Genomic DNA, 26,406 nt, shown 5'->3' on the forward strand with positions numbered 1-26,406 from the left:
TGCGCTATCCGGAGGGAGCGAGTTCAGGTGGGAGTGCTTTCCCGGGTCGATACGCCCGAAGATCTGCGTGAGCTGACCGTGCCGCAGCTACGCGAACTGGCGGCGGAGATCCGTGAGTTCCTCGTCCAGAAGGTCGCGGCCACCGGTGGTCATCTCGGGCCGAATCTCGGTGTGGTGGAACTGTCCATCGCGCTGCACCGGGTCTTCGACTCGCCGGCCGACCCGCTGATCTTCGACACCGGGCATCAGGCCTACGTGCACAAGATCCTCACCGGCCGCAAGGACCAGTTCGATTCGCTGCGCAAAGAGGGCGGGCTCTCGGGTTACCCGAGCCGCGCCGAGAGCGCGCACGACTGGGTGGAGTCCTCGCACGCCTCGGCCGCGCTGTCCTACGCCGACGGGCTGGCCAAGGCCTTCGCGCTGACCGAGCAGGACCGCCACGTGGTCGCGGTGGTCGGTGACGGCGCGCTGACCGGCGGAATGTGCTGGGAGGCGCTGAACAATATCGCCGCCGGGACGGATCGTCCGGTGGTCGTCGTGGTCAACGACAACGGGCGCTCCTACGCCCCGACCATCGGCGGCCTGGCCGACCGGCTCACCGCCCTGCGCACCCAGCCCGCCTACGAGCACGCCCTGGACGCGGGCAAGCGCTTCATCAAGAGCATCCCGCGGGTGGGAGAGTCGGCGTACTCGATGGTGCACGCGGTCAAGGCCGGGATCAAAGATGCGGTCAGCCCGCAAGAGCTGTTCAGTGATCTCGGGCTCAAATACGTCGGCCCGGTCGACGGCCACGACATCGTCGCGGTAGAGGCCGCGCTGCGGCGCGCCAAGGATTTCGGCGGCCCGGTGGTGGTGCACGCGGTCACGCAGAAGGGCCGCGGCTACGAGCATGCCGAGAATCACGTGGCCGACCAGATGCACGCTTGCGACCCGATCGACCCGCTCACCGGCCGGCCGCTCGCCGGGAAGAAGAAGCTGGGCTGGACCGCGGTGTTCTCCGACGAGCTGATCGCCCATGCCGAACGCCGCGACGACATCGTGGCGATCACCGCCGCCATGCCCGGCCCGACAGGTCTCGCGCCGTTCGGGGAGCGTTTCCCGGAGCGCATGTTCGACGTCGGTATCGCCGAGCAGCACGCCATGACCTCGGCCGCCGGCCTGGCGCTGGGTGGCTTGCACCCGGTGGTCGCCATCTACTCGACCTTCCTCAACCGCGCCTTCGATCAGCTGCTGATGGACGTGGCGTTGTTGAAGCAGCCGGTCACCGTGGTGCTGGACCGGGCGGGCATCACCGGCCCGGACGGCGCCAGTCACAACGGCATGTGGGATTTCTCGCTGCTCGGCATCGTGCCGGGTATCCGGGTGGCCGCCCCGCGCGATGCCGCCACCCTGCGTGCGGAACTGTCCGAGGCGCTCGCCGTCAATGATGGGCCCACCGTCATCCGGTTCCCGAAGGGCAGTGTCGCCGAGGACATCTCGGCGATCGAACGGCTCGACGGCGTCGATGTGCTGCGCCTGGCCGCCACCGACGGCGGTTCCGCGCAGACCGCGCGCGGTGACGTGCTGCTGGTAGCGGTCGGTCCGTTCGCGGAGACGGCGATGCGCGTCGCGGAAGTGCTGGAGCCGGAGGGCATTTCGGTGACAGTCATCGATCCGCGCTGGGTGCTGCCGGTGTCGGACACCATCGTCAAGCTCGCCGAGAACTACCGGCTGGTGGTCACCCTCGAAGACGGTGGCCTGCACGGCGGTATCGGTTCGACCGTGTCCGCCCGCATCCGCGCCGCCGGAATGGACGTGCCGACGCGGGATCTCGGTGTGCCGCAGCAGTTCCTCGACCACGCGTCCAGGGATTCGGTGCACCAGGAGCTCGGCCTGACCGCTCCCGATATCGCACGGCGGATCAGCGGCTGGCTCGACGCGAGCTGATCAGGCCACGGCCGGTATGGCGTCCCAGAGCACCGGTTGCCGCAGCATGGAATTGACCGAGGTGCAGTAGACATAGGAGGTGGCGCCGGCTGCCGCCGGCGCGCCGCTGAGCAATTGGCCGTTCGCGCAATGGGCTGTCGGCAGGAACGATCCGCCGTCGCACCGGATACCGGCGGTGTTCTGGTCGTGCCACACCAGGGAGCAATTCAACCAGGCCGGGGCGACGCCATCCAGGCCGAAGTCACCGGCTTGCGCGATGCCGGGGTTGCCCAGGGCTATGGTCAATCCGATTGTGGCGGCGGCGATTCCGGTGAATCGTGGGATTCGTATCATGGGCTCGAAATTAACGCGGACCGGACTCGCGGGCGACCCCCAGGATTCTGGGGCATAAACGGCGATGCGATGGCATAATAGTCCGAACGATCGTTCGGAAACGCTGCGCGTGGCGTCTCGACGCCGTACCGTTTCTGCTACCTAGTGGAGGAGAAACGGGCATGGCTTGGGTCAAGAAGGAAATCGTCATCGAAGCACCGGCCGAGGAAGTGTGGGCGGTCATCGCGGACTTCGAGAAGGGGCCGGTGCTGATGGGACCGGGTTTCGTGACCGACAGCAGGCTCGCCGAACCCGACGTCCGCGTAGTCACTTTCGCCACCGGCGCGGTGGTGCGCGAGCGGCTCATCTCCTACGACGCCGCTGAGTATCGGTTCGCCTTCTCGGTGATCGGTGACAGCGTCACCCCGGCGCACGACACCGCGAGCATGCAGGTCTTCCCGCTGGACAACGGGCACAGCCGGTTCGTATGGATGCACGATGTGCTGCCCGCCGAGCTCGCCGCTGCCTTCGCCCCCATCATGGAGCGCGGGATCGCGCTGTTCAAGCAGACGGTGGAAGGCTAGTCGGCCTGCTGCGGCGTCAACGCGACGGTCAGCACGGGCACCGACAGCTCGCGCTGCCACGGCCGCGCCCCACCGGACTTGAGGAAGCCGTCGATCGCGGCGGCCAGGTCGTCGGGGGTGCCGACCCGGTCGTAGGACGGCAGCCCGTCCCAGCACAGCCGCCGCACCAGGTCGGGGGACAGCAGGTTCTCCACCGGAATGGCGTGCTCGGTGGAGAGTTCACCCATCGCCGCGCGCGCCCGAGTCAGCCGGGCGGCGGCGATCGGGTCGCGTCGCTCCCAGCGGTTCACCGGGGGCGGGCCCTCGAATGCTTGGGTGAGCGAGGGTAGCTCGTCATCGGGGAGCGCGCGGGCGCGGTCGATGGCGGCCAGCCATTCGCGGGAGTAGCGGCGCTGGCGCGGGCCGCCGAACACCGGCAGGGTGCGTAGTTGCGCGATGGTGCGCGGGTCGGCCGTCGCGGCGGACACGATGGCCGCGTCCGGCAGGATGCGGGCCGGGGCGACGTCGCGGGCGCGGGCCAGAGTGTCCCGCGCGATCCATAGCTCCCGCACCACGGCGAGTTGCCGAGCCTTGCGCAGGGTGTGGATGCCGGAGGTGCGCCGCCATCGATCGGCCTTGGGGGCGGCCGGTTCACTGGTCCGGATGTGCTCGAACTCCTGTGCCGCCCAATCGGTCTTGCCCTGCGCTTCGAGCGAGGCGGCGACCTCGTCGCGCAGTTCCAGCAGCAGTTCCACATCGAGAGCCGCGTAGTTCAGCCACTCGTCGGGTAGTGGGCGGGTGGACCAGTCGGCGGCGCCGTGACCCTTGCGTAGCGCTCGTCCGAGTAGCTTCTCCACCATCGCGGCCAGCCCGACTCGCTCGAATCCGGCGAGTCTGCCGCCCAATTCGGTGTCGAACAAGCGGGCCGGGCGCAAACCCAGCTCGGCCAGGCCGGGTAGGTCCTGGTCGGCGGAATGCAGCACCCATTCGAGGTCGTTGATCACCGCGGCGAGCGGGCCGAGCGCGTCGGTCACCGGAATCGGATCGATGAGGAAGCTGCCCGCACCGGCCCTGCGCAACTGGATCAGATAGGCCCGAGCCGAATAACGGAAGCCGGAAGCGCGTTCGGCGTCCACCGCCAGCGGGCCGGTGCCCGCGGCGAGCGACGCCGCGGCCTCGGCCACCTGCTCGGGAGTCACGAGAACCGGCGGCACACCATCGGTGGGAGCGAGCAGTGGTTCCGCTGTATCTTCTTCCACACTGCGCCCCTCGATGGGCTCGTCAACAACCGGCATAGACGTGCACTTTACGTTGCTGTCAGCTCTGTTCGTCGCTGGTGTGCGAGTCCGGTCGAAGATCTGTGATTCCGGCCGGGGGCAGACCCGCCGAGTAGGCCAGAACTTCGCAGAACGCCTCGACATGCGGAGCCATCTCGGTGGAGGTCGCGGTCCACGACGCGCGCAACTCCAGTTGGTGCGCGCGCGGCGGGCCCGCGATATCGCCGTAGCGGACCGAACTGGTCGAGGTGACGGTGCCGCCGAGCGCCGTGAACGGCTCGGATCGGGACTCGAGCGCGTCCACCAGCCAGCTCCACGCCACCTCCGGCAGCAAGGGGTCGCCGGCCAGGGAAGCGTCGATGTCGGCCTGGATGTAGGCCACCAGCCGGAAGACGCCGTGCCAGGCGTCGTCACCGTCGGGATCGTGCAGCAGGATCAGCCTGCCGAACGCGTCGCCCTCGGAATCGACCGGCACATTGGGGGTTTCGGCGTGTTTGACTTCGGCGCCGACGGCATAGGAGTACGGGGCGAGCCGCTGCGGCGGCCGGATCGGCGCGAGCTCGATTCGGGGGTGCACGGATGCGGTGCCCATCGCAGCGACCGCGGCTCGAAATCCAGCTGGTTCGGCGGGGGAGCCCTCGGTCGATGCGGCGCCGTCGCGGAAGTCGAGCGGTGTCACGGAAGCGACGGTAGACCGTGTGCCCCCAACCCCGAGGGAGGCGCGCCGCACAGGAAGCGGTTCGCGATAGGGCGTTCGCGTGGTGTGAGTGTTCGGCCGGATGGATATCATTCGCGGTGATGACTACCTACACCCGCCGCCGATTGACCGATGCCCCGTTCTTGGCCGCCGCCACCGGCGCCACGCCCAGCCGGCGGCCGGTGTGGTTCATGCGCCAGGCCGGTCGTTCCCTGCCCGAGTACCGCGAGCTGCGCAAGGGCATCGGGATGCTGCAGTCCTGCTTCGATCCGGAACTGGTCTGCGAGATCACCATGCAGCCGATTCGCCGGCACGACGTGGACGCGGCGATCCTGTTCTCCGACATCGTGGTGCCGTTGAAGGCCGCGGGGATCGATCTGGACATCGTGCCCGGCGTGGGCCCGGTCGTCGCCGCACCGGTCCGCACGTCCGCGGATGTCCGAGCGCTGCCCCGGTTGCGCCCCGAGGATGTCGGCGCGGTCACCGAGGGCGTCCGGTTGCTCACCGCCGCGCTCGGCGACACCCCGCTGATCGGATTCGCGGGCGCTCCCTTCACCCTCGCGTCGTATCTGGTCGAGGGCGGGCCGAGCAAGCATCACGAGCGGACCAAGGCGATGATGCACGCCGACCCCCAGACGTGGCATGAACTGCTCGGCGCGCTCACCGACATCACCATCGCGTTCCTGCAAGCGCAGCTGGCCGCCGGTGTCGACGCGATGCAACTGTTCGATTCCTGGGCCGGTGCGCTGTCGCTGGCCGACTACCGCACCTTCGTGCTGCCGCATTCCGAGCGTGTCTTCGCCGAGCTCGCCGACGCGGGCGTCCCGCGGATCCACTTCGGTGTCGGCACCGGCGAACTGCTGGGTGCGATGGGCGAGGCGGGCGCGGATGTCGTCGGCGTCGACTGGCGGGTGCCGCTGAACGAGGCCGTGCGCCGGGTCGGTCCCGGAAAGGCGTTGCAGGGCAACCTCGATCCGGCCGTCCTGTTCGCGGGTGCCGCGGCGATCGAGTCCGAGGTGCGCCGCATCTGCCGCGAAGCCGACGAAGCGGTCACCCTGGGCGCGACGGGGCACATCTTCAATCTGGGTCACGGCGTCATGCCGGAGACCGACCCGGGCGTCATCACCGCGACCGTCGAACTGATCCACAGCCTGCCCGCGCCGACCGCGTGATGTGAGCCGGACAACGCTGATGCGGACCGGACGGCGGCGCCCGGCCGGGCGAGGGATACCGTCGCAACCATGAGAATCGCGGTCGTCGGCGGGGGAATCACGGGGCTGGTGGCCGCGTACCGGCTACGGGCGTCGCTCGGTCCCGGACCCGACATCGTGGTGACCGACCGGGCCGACCGGGTCGGTGGGGTGCTGCACACCGGTGAAGTAGCCGGGGAGCCTTTGGATCTGGGTGCCGAGGCCTTCGTCGGCCGTCGCCCGGAGGTGCCGCAGCTGCTGCGCGAACTCGGACTGGAAACCCAGCTGGTGCTGCCCGCGGGTAAGCGCCCGCTGCTCTGGTCGGGCGGTGTCGCGCATTCGCTGCCCGAGCGCACGCTGATGGGCATTCCGACTCGGGCCGAGCAGATGCGCGGACTCGTCGACGAGGACACCCTCGCGTGGATCGACGGTGAGACCAAGCGCCCGTTCGCCTGGTACGCCGACTCCGATATCGACGTCTACAGCCTGATCGCCGACCGCTTCGGGGCCCAGGTCGCCAAACGCAGCGTCGACCCGCTGCTGGGCGGGGTCTACGCGGGCAGCTCGCGTTCCATCGGTGTCCGTGCGGCGCTGCCGACGCTGGCCGCCGCCCTGGACGCGGGCGCGCCCAGTCTCACCCACGCGGTGGCCGCCGCGACACCGCCGCCGTCGAACGCGCCGGTGTTCGGCGGCATCCGGGACGGCTACCGGGTGCTGATCGACGCGTTGATCGCCAAGTCCGGCGCGCGCGTCGTCACGGGAACACCGGCCACCCGCTTGGCGCGGTCGAGCTACGGCTGGGTGCTCGATCCGTTCGGCACGGTCGACGCGGTCGTGCTCGCGACACCCGCCCCGGTGACCGCCCGGCTGTTGCGCACTCTCGCCCCCGCCGCCGCGGCGGCCGCGGGGGGTATCGAACTGTCGTCCTCGGTGGTCGTCGCCCTGGCGCTACCCCGCGACACCCCGCTTCCCGACAATTCCGGCATTCTCGTCGCCACCGGAGAGTCCTTGCGCGCCAAGGCTTTCACGCTCTCCAGCCGCAAGTGGCCGCATCTGGCCGCGCGTGCCTCCGCGCTGGTCCGGGTCTCGTTCGGCAAGTTCGGCGACGACGCCACGCTGTCCTGGCCCGACGACAAACTCGCCACCGTCGCCGCCGAGGATCTCGCCCAGGTCACCGGTATCCCGATCGAGCCGCTCGGCGCGACCGTCCAGCGCTGGCCCGGCGGCCTGGCCCAATACGCTCCGGGCCACACCGACCGCGTCGCCGAAATCGAAGCCGCCACCGCCGAACTCCCGAATTTCGCCGTGGCCGGCGCCTACCTGCGCGGCGTCGGCGTGCCCGCCTGCGTCGCGTCCGGCGACGCCGCCGCCCGCCGGATCGCCGCGCGATTGTCCTAGCCGCGCGCGTCAGCCTCGGGTGGCCAGCAGGACCGACGTCGGCCGCCCGGACCAGAGGTGCTTCCGCGGGGACCGCTCGCGTGCGAGCACTCGGCGGACTGGATACGCCGCCTGGGAAACCCGGGGAGCCGGGAACTGTCGCCAGGTGGCGCAGTGGCACGATGGGGGTATGGCGCGACTCGATTTCCAGGCCCTCAATTCCAGCATCCGGTATCTGATGTTCTCGGTGTTCCAGGTGAAACCGGGTGTGCTCGGGGAGGATCGGGCCAAGGCGATCGCCGACGCGCAGGCGTTCTTCGACGGGCTCGAGGACAAGGGCGTCGTGGTGCGCGGGCTCTACGACGTGGCCGGGATGCGAGCCGACGCCGACTTCATGATCTGGACGCACGCCGAGCGCGTCGAGGACCTGCAGGCCGCCTATGCCGATTTCCGGCGCACCACCGAACTCGGGCGGGCCAGTAACCCGGTGTGGAGCAATGTGGCGCTGCATCGCCCGGCCGAGTTCAACAAGAGCCACATTCCGGCGTTCCTCGCGGGCGAGGACGCGGGTAACTACATCTGCGTGTACCCGTTCGTGCGCTCCTACGAGTGGTACCTGCTGCCCGATGACGAGCGCCGCAAGATGCTCGCCGATCACGGCAAGGCCGCGCGCGGCTACCCCGATGTGCGCGCCAACACCGTGAGCTCGTTCGCCCTCGGCGACTACGAGTGGATCCTGGCCTTCGAGGCTCCGGAACTGCACCGCATCGTCGATCTGATGCGCGACCTGCGCGCCACCGAGGCGCGGCTGCACGTGCGTGAAGAGGTCCCGTTCTACACCGGGCCGCGGGTCGAGGTGGCCAAGCTCATCGAAGCCCTGCCCTGACCGTCGGTCGCGAAATCAGGCATGCCCCGAAATCCCGGGGCATGCCTGTTTCGTGTCGCTAGCCGTACGCTGCACGCAGCGCGGACGGCCGGTTCAGTCGGCTGCGGTGTCCGAGGGGTGCAGCCGCAGCGAGATCGAGTTGATGCAGTAGCGCTGGTCGGTGGGCGTGTTGTAGCCCTCGCCCTCGAAAACGTGTCCGAGGTGGCTGTGGCAGTTCGCGCACAGCACCTCGACCCGGTGCATGCCCAGCGAATCGTCCGGACGCAGGATCACCGCGTCGGACTTGGCCGGATCGAAGAACGACGGCCAGCCGCAGTGCGAATCGAACTTCTCGCTGCTGCGGAACAGTTCGGCGTCACACGCCCGGCAGGTGTAGACGCCCTCGGTCTTGGTGTCGGTGTACTCGCCGACGAAGGGTCGTTCGGTCCCCGCCTCACGCAGGACCCGGTACTCATCGGGGTTCAGCTTCGCCTTCCACTCCTGGGGCGTCAGCTGAATCCGCGGCTCAGGAAGATCGGAACTCATGGCTCCACGCTAATACGTTTCTCGCTAGAGGCGGTTGACCCGTTAGCGGCACCCCGAACAGACTCGGAATCCTCGGCTTGGTCCCGGGAGTCCGGAGCGTGCTTCATCCAGGCCGGATCCAGGCTCTGCCCGACGACCAACCGCCCTTCACGGCGTGCGTTGAGGTATCGGTCACCCAGTACGCAGAACACCACGAGCAGCATCAGCCCCCAGCCGAAGGTGATGCGCAGGTATTCGAGATCGCGTCCGATGCTCTGCCAGCGGTCCGACAGCCATTTGTCGTAGGACAGGAACCCGAAGGCCGCCAGCCAGGCCGGCCAGTTCCGCAGCACTGAATTGCGCAAGACCACCGACATCATGAACGGGAACACCATCATCGAGTAGTACATCTGGCCCAGCGAGGGCAGCAGCCACGACGCGATCAACAGCACGCCGGAGGACGTGGTGATGAAGAACAGCTCGTCCTCGCGGTAGTACCGGTACAGGATCCACAAGGTGAGCGCGACGACGACGCCCATGGCCAGCCGGATACTCCAGGTCAGCCAGACGGGCAGGCCATAGTAGGCCGCGTTGCCCTCGATGGCGCTGTTGAAATAGTCCCGGGTGTGCCCGATATAGGGCAGGGTGCGCCGGACGAAGTCCATCGGGTCTTTGATCAGCGGCCAGGCGATCGCGTTCAACACCAGTGGCACGCCGATCGCGGTGAGGAACACTTTCCACTGACCGCGCACCAGTGCGATCAGCAACATCGGGGCGAGCGTCGGTTTCACCGCGATGCTCAAACCCATGATGACGCCGGCCCACAGATCGCGGCGTGCCAGCAGCAAATGGATGAACAGCAACTCGCACAGCAGCAGACAGCCGTTGACGTTCGTGAAGACCAGCGTGTTGGTGACCGTCTCGGACATGAACATCGCCAGCAGCAACACCGGCGCGGCAACGGATTTCACGCTGTACTTGAACAGCCGCAACAGCAGATACCAGGCGAGCAGGATGGCGATGACGTTCAACAGGATGAACAGCCAGCGCGCCTTCTCGTAGTCGATGATCGCGACCGGCGCGAACAGCAACGTACCGCTCGGGTAGTACAGGTAGTGCGGGTCGACAGAGTCGAAGTTCGCGGTGTAGACCGGGCGGCCGTTGAGGAACGCGAAGGAAGCGTCGTACACGGGCCGGAAATCATCGGTGACGAATCCGTTGACAGCCTTGATGAAGACCCGGTTCAGCACGGTCATGACCGCAATCGGCCACAATGCGAACTTGATCACCTCGGCGGTAGTACGAGCGGTGCGTGGCTCGATCTGTCGAAGTAACACTGGCGCACCGTACACCGGATTCGGCGGCGAGCAATTGCCGGGCGGCTGTTCGAGTCTGCCCGAAGATCAAGCCGGGCAGGCGGTACCGTCCGCGGGCAGCTTGGCCTCGGCCAGGTATTCCAGCAGCGACCGCTGCGCGCAACCGGAGTGGGTGAACACCGGGTGCCCCCAGCCCTGCCAGTTCACGGTGGCGTGCCGCGCGCCCGCCGCGCCGAGCGCGCCGGTGACCGAGGCCGTGCCGCCGTTGCCTTTCACCGGATCGGCGACCGAATTCAGCACCAGCACCGACAGATCCAGCTTCTCCGGCATGGGCGCGGGCGAGGGCACCGGCCATGCCGAGCAATCCAGCAGACTCAGGGCCGCGGTCTTGCCGAACACCGGGTACTTCTGCGCCCACAACATGGCGAGCTCGGTGGCCTTGCCGGGTGTCGGCGGCTGCTGGGTGTCGGTGCAGCGGTTGACGAATTGCCCGTCGCTCGCGGTGGCCGCGGATTCCCGCAGGATCAGATTGCCGAGCGCGGCGCCGTCACCGCGGCCGGCGGCCGACAGCGCGTCGGCGAGTTCGGTGACGCGGTTGGACTGATCGGCGCGCGGACTGCCCAGGAAACCGGTGATCGCGGTGAGCAGCGCTTTAGCGGACACATCGCCGAGCCCGCCCGTGCTCGCCTTGTTCACCAGGTCGGCGATGGCGGCGCGCGGGTCCGCGCCGAGCGAGCAGTTCATCGCCTTGCAGCGTTGCGCGAACGCGGTCAGCGCCGCTTCGGCGCCTTGCAGCCGCTGTTCCTCGCGGGTGACGGAGTCGGTGTTGACGGCTTCGGGGGAGTCCAGCACCAGCCGGGACAGGTGATCACCGAATTTGCGCGCGTAACTGAGCGCGACCTTGGCGCCGTTGCCGGTGCCGAGCAGATCGATGTTGTCGACCTGCCACTGTTTGCGCAACTGCTCGATGTCGTCGGCCGCGTGCGGTGCGTCGAACAGGCCTTCGTAGGGCTGCAGGAAGTCGCGGCACGAAATGGTGGCTTCTTGACTGAGCGCCGAAATCGCCTCGGCGGGATTGCCCGCGCCCGCGTCGAATTGGCCGTTGTCGGCGAGTCCGCGGCGGATTTCGGCGGGCAGGCAATCGACCGGCTGCGAGGTGCCCAGGCCGCGCCGGTCCACCGCGACGATGGGCCGCGTGGTGAGCAGACCGGCGCCGCCGCTGCCGACCGCCAGCCCGGCCAGGGTCGCGGTGGAGGAGCGGTCGGTGCCCGAGGTGAGGACCAGCGGCGCCGCGTCGGGCGGGGTCTGCGGCACCCGCGCGCGCATGGCGCCGGTGCGGAAACTGCCGATCACGGTGCCCTGGGTGTCGATCGGGGTGGAGTACTCGGCGCACTCCAGCACCAAGCCCGCGGGAGCCGGACCGAGGCCGAGCAGGTTCAGCGTCGGGGTGGTGCATTCGCGCCAGCTCAGATCGGTTTTGGGCACCGTGGCCTGTTTCGGCGGTGCGACCGGAGCTTTCGAGGTGGTCGCCGCATCGCCGACGGCCGGACGCTCGACGGCGACACCGGGGCGGTCGGAGGGGCCCGCCCCGCACCCGGTCAGAACGATCGACAGTGTCGAGGCCACTACGGCGGCTCGAGTCCAGCGCATGCGATACAGCCTGCCACAGGCGGTATCCGGTGGCGGTGTGCGCTACGGCCTGAGCGCGCACCGCGGGTCAGCGCCGGACCCACCGGGTGAGAATGGTGCCGTCCTCGTCGAGCAGGAGATGGCGGCGGCTCATCGCGCACTGGAACTCGTGCGCGGACAACGCTATTCGCCGCGCGGTGCCGCCGATCAGCAACGGCGCGGTGGTCAGGGCGAGCTCGTCGACCAGGTCGGCTTCCAGGAGTTGACCGAACAGATGCGGCCCGCCCTCGCACAGCACCCGATGCAGTCCGCGCTCGGCCAGCACGTTCAGCAGCGCCTTCGGAGTGATGGCCACACCCCCCGCTTCGATCACCTCCGCGCCCGCGTCGGCGAGCGCGCGTTTGCGGTCGGCGGGCGCGGTGGCGGTGGTGATGATCAACGGCGGTACCTCGGTGTCGGTGAACAGCCGGCAGCCGGGTTCCAGCGCGGCGCTCGCGGTGACCACGGCGATCGGCGGCGGCGACCCGTCCCGGTGCCCGCCGAAGCTTCGACCGTGGAGCGCGCGCCGGCGTCGCGCGTCGGTGCGCGCGCCGCCGTAGTTCTCGGCGCGCACCGTGCCCGCGCCGACCAGGATCACGTCGGCCAGCTCGCGCAGCAGCAGGAACACCTGTTTGTCGGCCGGGGTGCCCAAGCCCGCGGACTTGTCGCCCGCCGTGGCGGCGCCGTCGATGCTGGCGACGAAGTTCGCCCGCACCCAGGGCTCATCGAGGCTGGTCGGGTAGGCGTAGAGCTCCGCTAAGCCGTCGGGGTCGAGTTCTGTGAGCTGGATCGCATTGGGGATACGCTGCATGACTACCGATCACACCACGTCCGTACGCTTTGTCCATGCAGGAACGCCTCGTCGACCGTCACCCTGAGGTGCCGGCGGACCAACTCGTCGCCCAGATGGTCCCGCCCCCGATGTTCGATGAGGTCAGTTTCGCCTCCTACATTCCCGACCCGAACGAGCCCAGCCAGGCCGCCGCGGTTGCCAAGGCCGAGCAGTTCGCCGGTCAGGTGGCCGCGATTCACAAGGCGGCCAACAAGAAGAGCCTGTTCGGGAAGAAGAAACAGGTCAGCGGCGCGGGACTGTATCTCGACGGCGGGTTCGGCGTCGGCAAGACCCACCTGCTCGCGTCGATCTTCCACAGCGCACCCGCGCCCAAGTCCTTCGGCACCTTCGGCGAGGTCACCAACCTGGTAGGCGCGCTCGGCTTCAACAACGCGGTCGAACGCCTGTCCGCCAACAGCGTGCTGTGCATCGACGAATTCGAGCTCGACGATCCGGGCGACACCATGCTGGTCTCGCGTCTGCTGACCGAACTGTCGGCGCGCGGCGTCTCCATCGTCGCGACCTCCAACACGTTGCCCGGCCAGCTCGGGGAAGGTCGTTTCGCCGCACAGGATTTCCTGCGCGAGATCAAGAAGCTGGGCGCGATCTTCGAGTCCGTGCGGGTCGACGGGCCCGACTACCGGCACCGCGATCTGCCGCCCGCCCCGGAGCCGACCTCGCCCGAGACGCTGGCCGAACGCGCCGGCGCCACACCGCATTCCACGCTCGATGATTACGACGAACTGCTGAAGCACTTGAGTACGCTGCATCCGTCGAAGTACGGCGCGCTGATCTCCGGTATCTCGGCGGTCTACATCAACGGCGTGCATCCGGTCACCGACCAGGCCGTCGCACTGCGCATCGTCGTGCTCGCCGACCGGCTCTACGACGCGAGCATTCCGGTCACCGTGTCCGGCGCCAAGTTGGACGAGATCTTCTCCCAGGAGATGCTGGACGGCGGTTACCGTAAGAAGTATCTGCGCGCGATCTCCCGGCTGCTCGCGCTGTCCCGGTTCGAAGCCGCGAAGGCGTGAATCAGCGGCTGCCCCTGCCCGACTCGACGTAAGGACTCCCGCGTGTCTCGAGATCGTGTTCTCCGCGGCTGTGTCGCCGCAGCCACCGGCCTCGCCATCGCCTTCGGGCCGGTCGCCGGAACTACGCTGGCGGCGCCGGCCGCGGCCACCGAGTTCGACCGCTCGCTGCACCTGACCGGTGTCCAGAACGGTCGCGACGTGGGCGGCTACCGCACCGTCGACGGGCGTCTGGTGCGCACCGGCTCGGTGTTTCGCACGGGGCAGCTGAACAACGCCACCCCGGCGGATCTGGCCGCGCTGGGCACGGTGCGCGTCGTCGAGGACCTGCGCACGGTCTACGAGCGGGCCCTGGCGCCGGACCGGGTGCCCGCGGGCGCGACCGAACGCTGGGTCGACGTCATCGGCCAGGCTCCGCCGCAGACCATGATGAGCACCCTCACCGGCGGTGACGACCTGTACCGCGCGTTCATCACGGCCCCGGGGGCGAACACCGCCTTCGCCACGGTGCTGCGCGACATCATCGACACCGCCGACGGCGCGGTGCTGTTCCACTGCACCGCGGGCAAGGACCGCACCGGCTGGGCCGCCGCGGTGCTGCTGACCATCCTCGGCGTGGACCGCGAGACCGTCACCCAGGATTACCTGTTGTCCAACGTGTATCGCGGCGCCGCCGAAGGCGACGGACTCAACGGCGTGCAGCAGGCTTGGCTGGACGGCGCGTTCGATCAGGTCGACCAGTCCTACGGCAGCTTCGACAACTATGTGCGCGAGGGCCTGCGGCTCAGCGACGCCGACGTGGCGGCGCTGAAAGCGAAGTTGCTCGTCTGAGTGGCGGTTTCGCGGTAGCACTCGGTGCGGAACGCGACGAGATCGCCGTCACTATGCTGCGGACATGACGAAGTTCGAAACCTGGGACGGGCTGGAGCTCAGCTATCGCGTGTGGGACGGCGACGGCACCCCGGTTGTGTTGCAGCACGGCATAGTCGCCGATACCGGCGCCAACTGGATCGGGATGGGCGTGGTCCGCGCATTGCGGGCGGCTGGACACACCGTGGTCTCCCTGGACGCACGCGGGCACGGCCGTTCCGCGAAACCGCACGACGCGAGCCGCTACTCCTGGGCGGCCATGGCCAAGGACGTGCGCGCGCTCTATGACGAGCTGGGACTGGATCAGGTTGCGCAGGTGGGCTATTCGATGGGCGGGGTGATCTCGCTGCTGGTCGCCGCCTCGGACGCGCGGGTACGGAAGCTGGTCGTGGGCGGTATCGGGTCGGGTGTCATCGATTGCGGTGGCGTCGACCGGCGCGTCGTCGATGTCGCGGACCTGCAGGAAGCGATGACCGGGGACGGAGCCGGGGCGCCGCCCGTCGCCCGGATGTTCCGAGTGCTCGCCGACGCGGTGCACGCCGATGTCGACGCGATCAAAGCGGTCGCGCGGGGACTCGACGAGGAGCCGATCAAAACACTGGACGACATCACCGTCCCCACGCTGGTTCTCGCCGGTGACGCCGACCCGTTCGCCGCCGAACCCGAACGTCTCGCCGCGGCCTTACCCGACGGTCGCGCCGTCGTCGTGCCGGGCGATCACCTGATGGCCGTAGCGGATCCGGGCTTCTCCGCGGCGCTGGTCGACTTCCTGAAGAACTAGCGCCGCTGTCAGAAAACGAGCCGCAGCACGAAATCGTGGTGCACCTGCCGCCCGACCATGAACGTCTTCGTGCCGACACGCTGGAACCCGTGCTTGGTGTAGAACCGCTGGGCGCGTTCGTTGCTCTGGTTAACCCCGAGCCAGACCCCGGCCGCGCCCTCTTCCCGGGCCCGCTCCAGCGACGCGCGCATCAGCGCCGTGGAGATGCCGCTGCCGTGGTGTCCGGGCAGCACATACATTTTGCTGATTTCCACCACCGGGCTCAGGTTCACCGCGGCCGCGACCTCCGGGTCGGCCGGGACGCCCGCGTGCAGCATGGCGTAACCGACGATGTTCCCGTCCGCGCAGGCTTTGAGCACGGTGTGGGCGGGATCGGTGAGGTATTCGCCGAACCGTTCCCCGGAAAGCACTTCGGTGATGAAGATGTCGATATCGTCGGCGGTGGCGTCGGGCGGGCACGCGAGCGGAAAGGTCGCGGCCGCAACGTCACTGAGGGCTTCCGCGTCCCACAGTCCGGCCCGGTCCACGATGACCGGTGAGTGACTCATTCCTCCAGTACAGCACGTCCGTGATCGTCATCGAGACGCTCGGTCCCTTCCGGACGAGAATGGAACACACTCGCCAGCACGATCAGGATCGCGGCGAACACCGTCGGGATGACGAATCCGGCGCGGTGCCCGAACCCGGCCGCGACCGCTCCGATGACGCCGCCGCCGACCAGTGTGCCCGCGTAGTTGAACAGGTTGAGCCGCGCGATGAGGGAATCCAGCGCGCGCCCGCTGGTCAGCCGTCCGGCCTCGCTGAAGCACAGCGGCGCGAGCACCGGCAATCCGAGGCCGGCCACGAAGAATCCACCGATCGCGGTGGCGGGGTTGGGTGCGACAACCGCGACGGCGAGCCCCACGACGCCGACGCACGCCGCGACCCGCACGACACTGCGTGGTCCGAAGCGGCGCACCCAGATGTCACCGGTGAGCCGGGCCAGCAGCGACGCGCCCTGATAGGCGGCCAAAGCCAGCGCCGCGGTCGCGGAGCTGGACTTCAGGTCGTCGCCCTCCAGATACAGCGCCGACCAGTTGCCGACGGAGAAGTCGATGGCGAACACCAGCGCCATCACGATGCCGATGGCCAGATAGGCCCGCAGCGCGACGGATTCGGCCGCGGCGCGCACACCGGCTGCGGACTCTTGCGGGCCTGTCTCGGCCCGATCGGCGTCGAGCAGGCGCGGGCCGAGCGCGAGTCCCAGTACCAGCACCACGCCCACCGCGCTCAGCAGTGACGTCCGCAGTCCCACCTCGAGTGTCTCGAAGCTGGAAACGAACAGCGCACCGGCGATCGACCCCGCACTCCAGGCCGCGTAGAACGACGCCAGAATGAAGCGCCCATATCCGTGCTGGATGAAGACCGCCTGCATGTTCGTGCTCGCGTCGACCATGCCGAGTGCGATCCCGTAACAGCACAGCGCCACCAGCAGTCCTGGTGTATTGGGCGCCAGGGCGATCGCGGTGCCGGTGCCGGCGATCAGCAACAGGCCGATGCGCAGCGTGGTCCGGCTCGACCACCGCAGGGCCAACTGCTCGGCCGCCACGCTGCCCGCGCCCGCGAGCAACGAGACCACCACCACCGATCCGACGATCAACCCGTCCGACAGGCCGAATTTGTCCTTCTGCTGCGGCAATTCGGTGAGCACGACGGCGAAGAAGAAACCCTGCAGCGCGAACGCGAACGAATTCGCGATTCTGGCACCCCGCAGGATCGGGGCGATGGAGCTCATTTCCGGAGGGTAGCGGCCGATACCACGCACTGCCGCGGAATCGGCAGACCTCTCCCTGTGCGCGGCGTGGACTACGTCGCCGGGGCTGGCCGCGCTTCCCAGCGCATGCCAGTATCGAAGGGGCACGGCCCGATCCGGCTACGGAGCGGCCGAGGAGTGCCGACAGTCGTCGGACAGCAGGGAGGCTCGATGACCGTGACCTATCCGCCCGGACCGCCACTGCCCCCGTTCGTCCAGACCGCTCTTTATCTGCGTCGTCGCCCGCTGTTCCTCGGTGCGTTGCGGCGGCGCTACGGCGATGTCTTCGCGGTGCGGGTGCCGCCGTTCAACGACAACGTGGTGGTGTTCTCCCGTCCCGAACACATCAGGGAGGTCTTCGGCGGCGACCCGCGCACCATGCACGCGGGGGAGGCCAACAACATTCTCGGGCCCGTCATGGGCGCGCACTCGGTGCTGCTCACCGACGAGGCCGAGCACGCACGCACCCGGAAGTTGCTGCTGCCCGCGTTCAACAACGCGTCCCTGCGCGGCTATCGAGAACTGGTCGCCGAGATCGCCGCGGCGGAAGTCGCCGCGTGGCAACCGAATTCCACGGTGACCACGCTGGACCGGATGAACGCGCTCACCCTCGAAGTCATCATGCGTGTGGTGTTCGGCGTCACCGACGCGGCCGTCCGCGCCGAACTGGTGCCGCGCCTGCGTCGCATCGTCGATGTCGGAGCGCTACAGTACGCCGGGCTGCGTACGCCCGCGCTGCGGCGCTATCAGCCGTGGAAGGCGTTCCACGCCAACCTGACGGCCGTCGACGATCTGCTGTATCGAGAGATCGCCACGCGCCGGGCCGCACCCGATCTCGCCGACCGCGCCGATGTGCTCTCGCGTCTGCTGCAGGTCGGTTCCGCGGGCGCCGACCCACCGCTGACGGACGCGGAGCTGCGCGATCAACTCATCACCTTGCTGCTGGCCGGACACGAGACGACGGCCGCGGCATTGTCCTGGGCGCTGCACGAACTCGCCACGCACCCGGCGGTCCAGCGGGCGGCGTTCGAGGCGGCGCGCGACGAGGACGACAAAGCGCTGGAGGCCGTGCTGAAGGAGGCGATGCGCCTGCATCCGGTGATCCCCGGCGCGGTCCGCCGCCTCACCACCGAGACCACTGTCGCCGGGTGGACGCTGTCCGCGGGCACGACCGTCAGCTGTTCCATCACCCTGGCGCACCGCAGTCCGGAGAATTACACCGATGTCGAGGTCTTCCGCCCGGCGCGGTTCCTCGAAGGGGAGGTCGAGCCGCACACCTGGCTGCCGTTCGGTGGCGGCGTGCGCCGGTGCATCGGCGCGGGCTTCTCGATGATGGAGGGGACGGTGGTGCTGCGCGAAATTCTCACCCGCTACGCGCTCACCCCGGCCACCGGGAAGCCGGAACGCGCTCGGGTGCGCAACATCACCACGGTGCCGCGCGGCAAGGCTCGAATCGTTGTGACCGCGCGGTAAACGCCGTTCTAACCTGTTGGTATCCGCCGAAATCGGGCGCGCGGGCATTACGGGTGCCCGCATACGGGTAATCTCGGTGCCCATGACGAGCGGGAACCGCATCGCGATCGTTGGTGCGGGTGTTGCAGGCCTGGCCAGCGCGAAGGTTTTGAGCAGGGAAGGGTTCCCGGTCGAGGTGTTCGACCGGGCCCCGGACGTGGGGGGTGTGTGGAGCGCCACCCGGCGCTACCCGGGGTTGCGTACGCAGAACAGCCGCAACACCTACCACTTCTCCGACTTCCCCATGCCCGAGGACTACCCGCGCGTCCCCGACGGGGCGCAGATGCAGGCCTACCTCGAACGATATGTCCAGCAGTTCGGTCTGCGCGAGAATCTGCGGTTGGGCACCGAGGTGGTCGCCGCGGACCCGGTCGACAGCGGCTGGCTGCTCGAGATTCGCGACGACACCGGGATCCACCGCACCTCCTGCGATCACCTGGTGATCGCCAACGGCGTCTTCAACGAACCCGCCATGCCCGACTACCCGGGCGCCGACAAGTTCCAGTCGGCCGGCGGCTACCTGTGTCACTCGACCGATTTCCACGACGCCGAATGGGCCCGCGGCCGCAACGTCGTGGTCGTCGGCTACGGCCAGTCCGCCTGCGATATCGCCGAAGCCGTCAGTCATGTCGCGGCGTCGACGACGGTGGTGGCGCGCCGGCTGCTGTGGAAGCTGCCGCGCAAGGTCGCGCCCGGTTTCGACTACGAACGTCTGATGCTGACCCGCATGGGCGAGGCGCACTTCCGCTACCAGCGGCTCGGCTGGTTCGAACGTTTCCTGCACGGCGGCGGCGTCTCCTTCCGCGACAGCAACTTCGATCTGCTGCGCGAACTCGCCACCAAGCAGACCCGGCTACGCGAGCTCGACCTGATGCCGGACACCCGTTTCGAGGAAATCGCGCAGAGCACCTTCTCCCTGGCCACCGAGGGCTTCTACGAACAGGTCCGCGACGGTCGCATCTTCGTCGCCCGGGACACCTCGATCACCGAAATGTTCGGCACGCCACAGGGTCCCGCGGTCCAGCTCGACACCGGCGAGCAGCTGCCCGCCGACATCGTGGTGTGCGCCACCGGTTTCCAGCAGCGCGTCCCCTTCCTCACCCCCTACATCCAGCGCCAGCTCACCGACGACGACGGCAATTTCCGCCTCTACCGCCACATCCTCCCCGTCACCGTCCCCAACCTGACCTTCGCCGGCTACAACGCCTCCACCGTCGCCACGCTCAACGCCGAAGTCGGCGCCCACTGGACCGCCGCTTTCCTGCAGGGCCGCATCCAACTGCCCGCCCCCGAGGACATGGCCGCCAAGGTCGACGACCGCCTGCGCTGGATGGACGCCGGTACCGCGGGCCACCACGCCCACGGCACCGCCATCACCCCCTTCTCCCTGCACAACATCGACGAAATGCTGTCCGACCTGCGTTTCCGACTACCGTTGCGAACCCGCCTCGTCCAATGGTTCCGCCCCGTCAAGCCCTCGTCCTACCGCGGCCTGGGCGAACGCCGCCACTCCAGCACCGAAAAGCGAACCCCACCCACCGAACCCCTCTACCCCCAACCCCAGCGCCCCCACGCCGACCACCGCTGACCGAGCCGGGCGAATCTCCGTTCGGAGAACCCCGGCGCGGGGCTGAGACGGGTCTCGCTACGACTGGTCGTCTGGCGGGGCAGGTCTCTCGGCAGGACCGGTGGTCTTGCCGGAATCGTCGTCCGACTCGAACGGGTCGCTCGCTGGAGCCGGTCGCGTCACTGAAACCGCATTGCCTGGCTGAGGGCCGGTCGTCGCGCTGGAACCGTGGCTTCGCTGGAACCGGTCGGCGCGATGTGCCATCACCCTGCCGGAACTGGCTACGCCACTGGACGAGTGTGGTCGACGCGAAGTCCTCGAACCCCGCCCGTCCGGAATAGCTGCTGCCCGCAGGACGCGGCTCCAGTTCCCTTGCGCCGCTGTGCGAGTAGTGGCTCTGATCGGAACCGCTGCAAGGTCGGTGAACTCGACTTTCCGGGTTCCGCCGGGCCTCCGGTCAGGGTAGGTCGCCGGGCGGGTTGCTCAGGGGGCGGCCGAAGGGGCCGTGGGGGTTTCGCTTGAGTTCGTCGAGCATGGCTTGGAGTTTGTCGACGTGGGCGTTGTCGTCGATGGTCGGCCGTTGCGGGGCGGTGGTCGAGATGTCGGGGTCCGGGCGGGGCGAGGTGAGGCTTGATTCGTTGCGGCCGTTGGTAGTTGGGTTGGGCGAGTCGAAGCTGATGCTGGGTGGGGGTTCGAGACGGCCGCTACCGGTGATGTGGGTGGAGGTGTCCGCGCGGCCGGTGAAATGGGAGTTTTCGGGTCGGTCGGCGGAGTTGGTGAGGTTTTCCAATCGGCCGTTCAAGCCGGTGGAGGTAAAGGTTTCGGAGCGTCCGGTGATCTCCGTGCGCCCGTTGATTTCCCCGCCGCGTCCGTTGAGGTTCGCGGGCGACTGCGGTGTGCGCGTCGGAAGATCGGTGAGACCTGGCGGGCGTGCTGTTTCCTGGTTTTCGTTGCGGGCGCGCAACGCGGCGTAGTCGATGCCCTGCGGAGTGGTGTTCGGCGCGGCCTCGGTGATGCCGGAGGGGGTGAAGCGTTCGTCGCGCGGGGTGATTCCGACCGGCTCGAGGCGTTCGGAATGGCCTGCGGGCGCGGCGGATTCGGAGCGCGGGGTGGGCTCGGGTGTGGGCTCGACCCAGTCGTTCAGGGCTGCGGGCACTGTCGGCAGCCGCCGTTCGCTGCTGAAAGCGGTGTCGGCGACGGGCGCGGTACCGCGCCCACCGACCGGCTCGGGCTGGTCGGCGCGGGCCGGGGGCTGCGAGCGGTTGGCCACGGCTCGCGGTAGCGGACGCTCGGCGGATTCTCCTTCGGCGCGCGCGGGTGTGGCCCCGCGCTGCGGCATGGCGGTGCGTTGGGGGAGGTCGTTCTGGGCGGGTGCCGGCGCGGGATTCTCGGCGCGGGCCCGCTCCCGGCGTTCGGCCCGGGTCGCGGGTTCCTCACGAGCGGGTTCGGGCCGGTTGACCGGTTGGGCGTGCGGTGCGGGTTCCGTCGGAGCGGATTCGGTGCGCGTGACCGATTCGGCACGCGTGCCGCTCTCCACGCCGTCGATTCGCGACCCCAGCTTCGAAATGTCTTGGTCGGTACGGAAAGCCCAGGCTTCCAGCTTCGCCAACCGCGCGGCCACCGAACTCTCGTCGCGAGCTTCGTCGACCCGGGCCGCCACCGCGTCCAGCTTGTCGCTGACTTCACGCAAAATCTCCGCGATGCCCGATATGATCTCGCCGATCGACTCGCCGCCCTGCTGGCCGTGCTCCATCCGTACCTTCTTCCCCGTCGAGTGCGCGATCACGCCCGTGGCCCGGGCGATTCTATCCGCGAACCCAGGGGTGTGCGGGGCGAGAGCCCAACCTCACGTGCCCCCTGGGCCTTTCGCGCGGGCGCAAGTTCTCCAGTTACTTGCCCGTCTGGCCGGATTGTCCGGATTCGCGCGCCAATGATCCTGTCGGCGATGTCGGCCGGGCCATGCCGGGGTTGCCCGGAATTGGCTGGCGCGCTTACCCGGGCTGGACTGGGCGTTCGCCCGCGAAGAGCGCCGGTCGGGGGCGGTTTGGTCTCGAAATCATCACTGTGCCGTTTCCTGCGATTGGCTGGAATTGTCAATCCGGCGGAATTTCTGTGGCGATGATCTCGCATGTCGCTGCGAAAACCCTTGTGATGCACCACACATCGGCTGGTCGAACGGTTTTCAGCAGTTGTGGCGCACCCGGGCGCGGGGTATAGGGGGCTGGCGAGCGGCGCGCATCTGACGCACTCTTGATCTATGGATTAGGTCGCAAGACCAAGGTGTTTATTGGGCAGGGGAGTGATCGCGTGCGAACCAAGCAGCGTGCGGACAAGGCTTGTGGGCGTCGAGCGGTGCTCGCCGAACTCGGGATCGGCGACGCCCCCGAGGACACCGGTGGAACTTCCGTGGGTATTTCCCGGTACAGCTGCCGATGCGTGGAATGCGCTGACGCCCAGTGGGATATCCAGCGCCTCAAATACTGGCTCTGCGCCCGCCTGCTCGCGTTGGGCGTCGACGAGGCCGAAGTAGATCGCCGCATCGGCGACCTCCCGGTCGACATCTACTACCGGATCGGCGAACGTCAGTTCGCCATCGAGGTGCGTTCCGGGCCGCTGGATCGCGCCGGCGCGGTGGAGCACATGCAGCGGTTGCGTGCGGCGGGCTGCGAAAGCGTGCTGTGGCTGTGCCAGCCCGGCTACTGGGTCGCGCACCTGCCCGCACTCGGCATCGCCAATTTCGCGCCACCGGCCTGCGATTATCTGATCGAATCCGGCATGCTCACCTCGGATGGCCGCGCCCTGGCCGCGCCGCGCTCCACCCCGTTCGAGCTACGCGATTTCTTGGCCGGTTTTCTGTCGGGCACGATCGTCTGGGGATACCGCGACGAACTGACCGGAGGCTGGGGCACCGTGACCGACTGGACGCACCATACGCACGCGCAAGCGATGGTGATCGCCCGTCAGCGGCAGGAGCTGGTAAACCAGCGCACCTCGCTAGCCCTTTCCCGGAAATCCGTGCGGGACAAGCAGAAACAGATCATGAAGCTCACCTCGCGGTTGGAGCGCGCCGAACTCGACACCGAGGAGCGAGCCGACTCCCTGGCCGAAGCGAACCGCAAACTGGCCGACCATCACCGCGTCGACGCCTCGCTGCGTGCCACCATCAAGGGCCTCCAGGACACCATCAGCCACTGGCAACTGGTCACCTATTGCTCGATGATGCTGATCGTCACCTTTGTCGCCGGGGCGATGGTGGTGCGCTGAGGGCGGCGGTTGTCGTCGCGCTGTCGCCGGGGCGGAGCAGGAACGGCGCGCGGTCCCAGCGCCATTCGTTGCGGAGCACCAGAGCGGTGAAATCCAGCAGATCGAGGTCGGTTTCGTCACGGAGTTGACGGACCGCGGGCCAGAACACCGGTCCGCGGTCCAGCAGCTCCTGTAGTCGCGCCCCGAGGTGTGCGTCTACCTTGCGGTGCAGCAGTTCCGGTATGCCGATATGGCTACCTGTCCACACGAGCCAGCCCCACCCGTTGCCGTGCGCGTGCGCTCGGGCCGCCGCCGACGCAGCACGGTTGACGTGGAATCCGACGTGCCCCAGCGGCTGCACATCGATCAGCGCTACCCGTCCGTCGGTGAACCGCGCGGCGATCGTCGGATAGGTAACCTGTTCGGCCCCATCGAGGTCGAACGTGATCGCGCTGGGATGCTCCTGGAAGGTGTCGACGAGCGCGCTGGCGTTGAGCGTCTGCAACAACCGCGCCTGCAATGCCGAATCGAACCGCACGTCCCGCCCCACCTTGTCCAGGTAGAACCGGCCGCGTCCGTCGTCGTCCCCGTCGATGGTGCGTGCCGACCGTATCGGCAACGCCGCGGCTTTCCCGCCGGGCCAATCGACGTGCCCGAGCCAGGAGTTCACCTGACTCGTCGCCAGTGCCCCGGCGTCGTGCAGCTTCGCCAGCCGCCGATTCGTCTTCTTCTGCCACGCCATGATCCGCTGCATGACGTAGCCCGCGACCCGCTTCGCGTCCTCGGGCGGATGCCCGGCGAGCCGGAGTTTCAAATACGCCAGCTCGTTGCCGACGAGGTCGGTCTCGGTCGCATACGTTTCCACCAGCAGCGCCCGGGTCAGCGCCGGATCTCGCGCCCGCAGCGGATACCGTCGCGTGAATGCCGCCAGCCGCGATCCGCTGAGCTGCGTTTCCCGCAGCATCTGCCCGACGGACCGGGTGTGCAACTGCCGCACCCGGTCTCGCGCCAGGTCGTACCGTGCTCCGATTCGAGCGAGTGTCTCCGGCCGGGCCCCGCTCACCCCTAGCCGCAACCTGAGGATGTCGGCGTCGCGTCTACTGCGCTCGGCTTGTCCGTCGATCAATTCGGCCAGCACCTCGTTGATCTCTTCCAGCCCGAAGGACACGTCGGTTTCGAGATCGTCGGCGAATTCGGGGTCCGCACTCGCCTCGGGCGCTGCCTGCGCATCAGCCGTCACCGGTGCCCCTTCCCTCGACTTCGCCTCTGTCCGGCAAAGCCTAGTCGCGGACACCGACAACTCCCGGTTGTACGCGTCTCCTCGACCGGTTCGATGCCCAGCACCCGGCGACAGCACCGACTTGATTCCCCGCGCGCTCCGAGTCGGGCCGCTACACCATCGCGGACGGAATCACCGTGGTCAGACCGCCGTCGACGAGCAATTCGTGCCCATTGATGTAGGAGGCCTCGCCGGACGCGAGGAAGGCGACCGCGGCGGCGACCTCCTCGGGCGTCCCGACTCGCCCGGTAGCGACGCTGGAACCCGCCGCCGCCCGGATTTCGGGCGAGGCTTCGGCGCGGAACGCCGGGGTGTCGATATAGCCCGGGCTGATCGAGTTGACCCGGATGCCGCGGGGCGCCAATTCGGCGGCGAGGGTGCGTGTGAGGTTCTGCACCGCGGCTTTACTGGCGGAATACAGAGCCGCGCCGGGCGATCCCCGATGAAGGGCGAACGACGCGTTGATGACGATGGCTCCGCCGTCGGACAGCAGCGGCAGCGACTTCTGAATAGTGAAGAACGCTCCCTTGAAGTTGCTGTCGACCACCCGGTAGAACTCGTCCTCGGTGACCGCGTCGAGGGGTTGGAACGCGCCGATCCCCGCGTTGGCGAAGACGACGTCCAGTCGCCCGAACCGATCGCGCACCGCCGCGACGAGGTTGTCGAGATCGGTAAGGTTCGTCACGTCTCCGGGCACGCCCAGCACCCGGTCGCCGAGTTCGGCCACGATCGCGTCGAGCCGGGCCTTGTCCCGCCCGGTGACCACCACGTGCGCGCCCTCGGCAACGAGTCGCCGCGCCGCGGCCGATCCCATGCCGCTGGACCCGCCGGTGACGAGGGCGATCTTGTCGTGGAATCTGTTGTGCGTCATGGCTTCAGCGTGCCGAGCCCGGTTCACGGCAACCAGAGCTCGCTTATCGTAGGTCCGCCAGCACCAGGCTAGGCCGACAGCCGAAGCCGATGCAGTCGTTCCAAACGCCCGGCGGTGTCGGTGCCCGCCTGCGGGTTGTAGAGAATCAGCGACCATTCCGGATGGTGGGCGACCGTCAGGGTGGTCGTCTCGAAATACAGCTCGCCGACCTCGGGATGTCGCAGCGCATTCACCGCCTGCTCCGGCGCGGCCACCTCGTGCCGCTCCCACAACTCCTCGAATTCAGGGCTCGCCGCTTTGAGTTTCGCTACCACTCTGGCGAAATCGCTGTCACCCGAGAAATGTGCCGCATCCGCTCGATAGGCCCCCGCCACCGCGGGTGCGGCCGCGGCCCACACCTCGGGCATCGCGCGATAGCGCGGATTGGTGAAGAAGGTCTCGAGGCAATTGTGCTGTCCGCCATCGAATCCGAACACCGCACGCGCGGAGTCGTTGAACGCCAAGATATTCCAGGAACGGTCGCGCAACACGGCCGGTCGCTGCCCCCACGCCTCGAGCAGGCGCAGTACCTCCGAGCTCACCTCCTGCCGCGAATGAGATACCGCGACAGGCGGATTCAGCCCCGCCAGCAGATACAGATGCGCTCGCTCCGCCTCGCTCAACAGCAGTGCGCTCGCCACAGCGTCCAGCACCTCGCCCGAGACCGAGATCTCGCGCCCCTGTTCCAACCACGTGTACCAGGACACCCCCACCCCGGCCCGCATCGCGACTTCTTCCCTCCGCAGCCCCGGCGTCCGCCGCCGCCCCGCCACCGGCAATCCGACCTCGGCCGGAGAGATCCGTGCCCGGCGAGCACGCAGGAACTCTCGGAGCCGTTCGCGGCGGTGGGCCGTGTCCTCGCTGGTCATAGCA

Annotated in this window: 24 protein-coding genes; 11 read left to right on the forward strand and 13 right to left on the reverse strand. The window is 68.4% G+C overall.

Annotation, left to right across the window (positions count from 1 at the left end):
- The first annotated feature begins 27 nt into the window (after window positions 1-27).
- The gene (gene dxs / locus BJ987_RS16705) at window positions 28-1,926 is read left to right on the forward strand and encodes a 1-deoxy-D-xylulose-5-phosphate synthase (protein ID WP_209890590.1); all 1,899 of its coding nucleotides are present in this window, start codon (window positions 28-30) and stop codon (window positions 1,924-1,926) included.
- Here dxs and BJ987_RS16710 read toward each other — a convergent pair whose 3' ends face one another.
- A complete protein-coding gene (locus BJ987_RS16710; RefSeq protein ID WP_209890593.1) occupies window positions 1,927-2,259 on the reverse strand; it encodes a hypothetical protein in 333 nt (110 codons plus the stop codon).
- Window positions 2,260-2,420: 161 nt separating this feature from the next.
- Between BJ987_RS16710 and BJ987_RS16715 the strand changes: the two genes are divergently transcribed.
- Window positions 2,421-2,822, forward strand: coding sequence for an SRPBCC family protein (locus tag BJ987_RS16715; protein WP_209890597.1), 402 nt, complete (start codon window positions 2,421-2,423; stop codon window positions 2,820-2,822).
- Here BJ987_RS16715 and BJ987_RS16720 read toward each other — a convergent pair.
- Window positions 2,819-4,096 (reverse strand): ribonuclease D, encoded by a 1,278-nt coding sequence (locus tag BJ987_RS16720; protein ID WP_209890600.1) that lies wholly within the window; start codon window positions 4,094-4,096, stop codon window positions 2,819-2,821. The two genes, BJ987_RS16715 and BJ987_RS16720, sit on opposite strands and share 4 nt — an antisense overlap.
- Before the next feature lie 22 nt (window positions 4,097-4,118).
- Complete coding sequence (locus tag BJ987_RS16725) at window positions 4,119-4,670, reverse strand: DUF3000 domain-containing protein (protein ID WP_245367123.1); 552 nt, start codon at window positions 4,668-4,670, stop codon at window positions 4,119-4,121.
- Window positions 4,671-4,876: 206 nt separating this feature from the next.
- On the opposite strand from BJ987_RS16725, the gene hemE reads away from it, so the two are divergent.
- From hemE to hemQ, 3 genes are all read left to right on the forward strand, one after another.
- Window positions 4,877-5,947, forward strand: a complete 1,071-nt coding sequence (hemE, locus tag BJ987_RS16730; RefSeq protein WP_209890606.1) for a uroporphyrinogen decarboxylase — start codon at window positions 4,877-4,879, stop codon at window positions 5,945-5,947.
- Between the two features lie 69 nt (window positions 5,948-6,016).
- The gene (locus tag BJ987_RS16735; protein ID WP_209890608.1) at window positions 6,017-7,363 is read left to right on the forward strand and encodes a protoporphyrinogen oxidase; all 1,347 of its coding nucleotides are present in this window, start codon (window positions 6,017-6,019) and stop codon (window positions 7,361-7,363) included.
- A gap of 169 nt (window positions 7,364-7,532) precedes the next feature.
- Window positions 7,533-8,228 carry a hydrogen peroxide-dependent heme synthase gene (gene hemQ, locus BJ987_RS16740; protein WP_209890612.1) on the forward strand — a complete coding sequence of 232 codons (696 nt, stop codon included), beginning with the start codon at window positions 7,533-7,535 and terminating at the stop codon, window positions 8,226-8,228.
- Between the two features lie 93 nt (window positions 8,229-8,321).
- On the opposite strand, the gene msrB is transcribed toward hemQ, so the two are convergent.
- The 4 genes from msrB to BJ987_RS16760 all read right to left on the reverse strand — a co-directional run bounded on the left by msrB (window position 8,322) and on the right by BJ987_RS16760 (window position 12,527).
- Window positions 8,322-8,753 carry a peptide-methionine (R)-S-oxide reductase MsrB gene (gene msrB / locus BJ987_RS16745; protein ID WP_209890615.1) on the reverse strand — a complete coding sequence of 144 codons (432 nt, stop codon included), beginning with the start codon at window positions 8,751-8,753 and terminating at the stop codon, window positions 8,322-8,324.
- Window positions 8,750-10,084 (reverse strand): glycosyltransferase family 87 protein, encoded by a 1,335-nt coding sequence (locus BJ987_RS16750; RefSeq protein WP_209890618.1) that lies wholly within the window; start codon window positions 10,082-10,084, stop codon window positions 8,750-8,752. The genes msrB and BJ987_RS16750 overlap by 4 nt, the downstream gene beginning before the upstream one ends.
- A 51-nt stretch (window positions 10,085-10,135) precedes the next feature.
- Window positions 10,136-11,698 carry an alpha/beta hydrolase gene (locus BJ987_RS16755; RefSeq protein ID WP_209890622.1) on the reverse strand — a complete coding sequence of 521 codons (1,563 nt, stop codon included), beginning with the start codon at window positions 11,696-11,698 and terminating at the stop codon, window positions 10,136-10,138.
- Between the two features lie 67 nt (window positions 11,699-11,765).
- The gene (locus BJ987_RS16760) at window positions 11,766-12,527 is read right to left on the reverse strand and encodes a pyrimidine reductase family protein (RefSeq protein ID WP_209890625.1); all 762 of its coding nucleotides are present in this window, start codon (window positions 12,525-12,527) and stop codon (window positions 11,766-11,768) included.
- Window positions 12,528-12,562: 35 nt separating this feature from the next.
- Between BJ987_RS16760 and zapE the strand changes: the two genes are divergently transcribed.
- The 3 genes from zapE to BJ987_RS16775 all read left to right on the forward strand — a co-directional run bounded on the left by zapE (window position 12,563) and on the right by BJ987_RS16775 (window position 15,230).
- On the forward strand, window positions 12,563-13,582 hold the full coding sequence (zapE, locus tag BJ987_RS16765; RefSeq protein WP_209890628.1) for a cell division protein ZapE: 1,020 nt from the start codon (window positions 12,563-12,565) through the stop codon (window positions 13,580-13,582).
- Window positions 13,583-13,624: 42 nt separating this feature from the next.
- On the forward strand, window positions 13,625-14,410 hold the full coding sequence (locus BJ987_RS16770) for a tyrosine-protein phosphatase (protein WP_209890631.1): 786 nt from the start codon (window positions 13,625-13,627) through the stop codon (window positions 14,408-14,410).
- Window positions 14,411-14,474: 64 nt separating this feature from the next.
- The gene (locus tag BJ987_RS16775) at window positions 14,475-15,230 is read left to right on the forward strand and encodes an alpha/beta fold hydrolase (protein WP_209890634.1); all 756 of its coding nucleotides are present in this window, start codon (window positions 14,475-14,477) and stop codon (window positions 15,228-15,230) included.
- 8 nt (window positions 15,231-15,238) lie between these two features.
- Here BJ987_RS16775 and BJ987_RS16780 read toward each other — a convergent pair whose 3' ends face one another.
- Entirely contained in the window at window positions 15,239-15,778 is a 540-nt protein-coding gene (locus BJ987_RS16780; protein WP_209890637.1) for a GNAT family N-acetyltransferase, read from the reverse strand.
- Complete coding sequence (locus tag BJ987_RS16785; RefSeq protein WP_209890640.1) at window positions 15,775-17,004, reverse strand: MFS transporter; 1,230 nt, start codon at window positions 17,002-17,004, stop codon at window positions 15,775-15,777. The genes BJ987_RS16780 and BJ987_RS16785 overlap by 4 nt, the downstream gene beginning before the upstream one ends.
- Window positions 17,005-17,193: 189 nt before the next feature.
- Here BJ987_RS16785 and BJ987_RS16790 point away from each other — a divergent pair, with 189 nt between their 5' ends.
- Window positions 17,194-18,495, forward strand: a complete 1,302-nt coding sequence (locus BJ987_RS16790) for a cytochrome P450 (RefSeq protein WP_209890643.1) — start codon at window positions 17,194-17,196, stop codon at window positions 18,493-18,495.
- An 82-nt stretch (window positions 18,496-18,577) separates the two neighbouring features.
- Window positions 18,578-20,122 (forward strand): flavin-containing monooxygenase, encoded by a 1,545-nt coding sequence (locus BJ987_RS16795; RefSeq protein WP_209890646.1) that lies wholly within the window; start codon window positions 18,578-18,580, stop codon window positions 20,120-20,122.
- Between the two features lie 436 nt (window positions 20,123-20,558).
- Here the strand turns inward: BJ987_RS16795 and BJ987_RS16800 are convergent, their stop codons facing one another.
- Window positions 20,559-21,854, reverse strand: coding sequence for a hypothetical protein (locus BJ987_RS16800; RefSeq protein ID WP_209890649.1), 1,296 nt, complete (start codon window positions 21,852-21,854; stop codon window positions 20,559-20,561).
- Between the two features lie 554 nt (window positions 21,855-22,408).
- Here BJ987_RS16800 and BJ987_RS16805 point away from each other — a divergent pair.
- Window positions 22,409-23,365 carry a hypothetical protein gene (locus BJ987_RS16805; RefSeq protein WP_307869643.1) on the forward strand — a complete coding sequence of 319 codons (957 nt, stop codon included), beginning with the start codon at window positions 22,409-22,411 and terminating at the stop codon, window positions 23,363-23,365.
- Here the strand turns inward: BJ987_RS16805 and BJ987_RS16810 are convergent.
- From BJ987_RS16810 to BJ987_RS16820, 3 genes are all read right to left on the reverse strand, one after another.
- Window positions 23,331-24,584 carry a sigma factor-like helix-turn-helix DNA-binding protein gene (locus BJ987_RS16810; protein WP_209890652.1) on the reverse strand — a complete coding sequence of 418 codons (1,254 nt, stop codon included), beginning with the start codon at window positions 24,582-24,584 and terminating at the stop codon, window positions 23,331-23,333. The two genes, BJ987_RS16805 and BJ987_RS16810, sit on opposite strands and share 35 nt — an antisense overlap.
- Before the next feature lie 151 nt (window positions 24,585-24,735).
- A complete protein-coding gene (locus BJ987_RS16815; protein ID WP_209890655.1) occupies window positions 24,736-25,494 on the reverse strand; it encodes an SDR family NAD(P)-dependent oxidoreductase in 759 nt (252 codons plus the stop codon).
- Window positions 25,495-25,562: 68 nt separating this feature from the next.
- The gene (locus tag BJ987_RS16820) at window positions 25,563-26,402 is read right to left on the reverse strand and encodes a helix-turn-helix transcriptional regulator (protein ID WP_209890658.1); all 840 of its coding nucleotides are present in this window, start codon (window positions 26,400-26,402) and stop codon (window positions 25,563-25,565) included.
- Between the last annotated feature and the right edge of the window lie 4 nt (window positions 26,403-26,406).

The sequence above is a fragment of the Nocardia goodfellowii genome, assembly GCF_017875645.1.
In the GTDB taxonomy this organism is placed as follows: domain Bacteria; phylum Actinomycetota; class Actinomycetes; order Mycobacteriales; family Mycobacteriaceae; genus Nocardia; species Nocardia goodfellowii.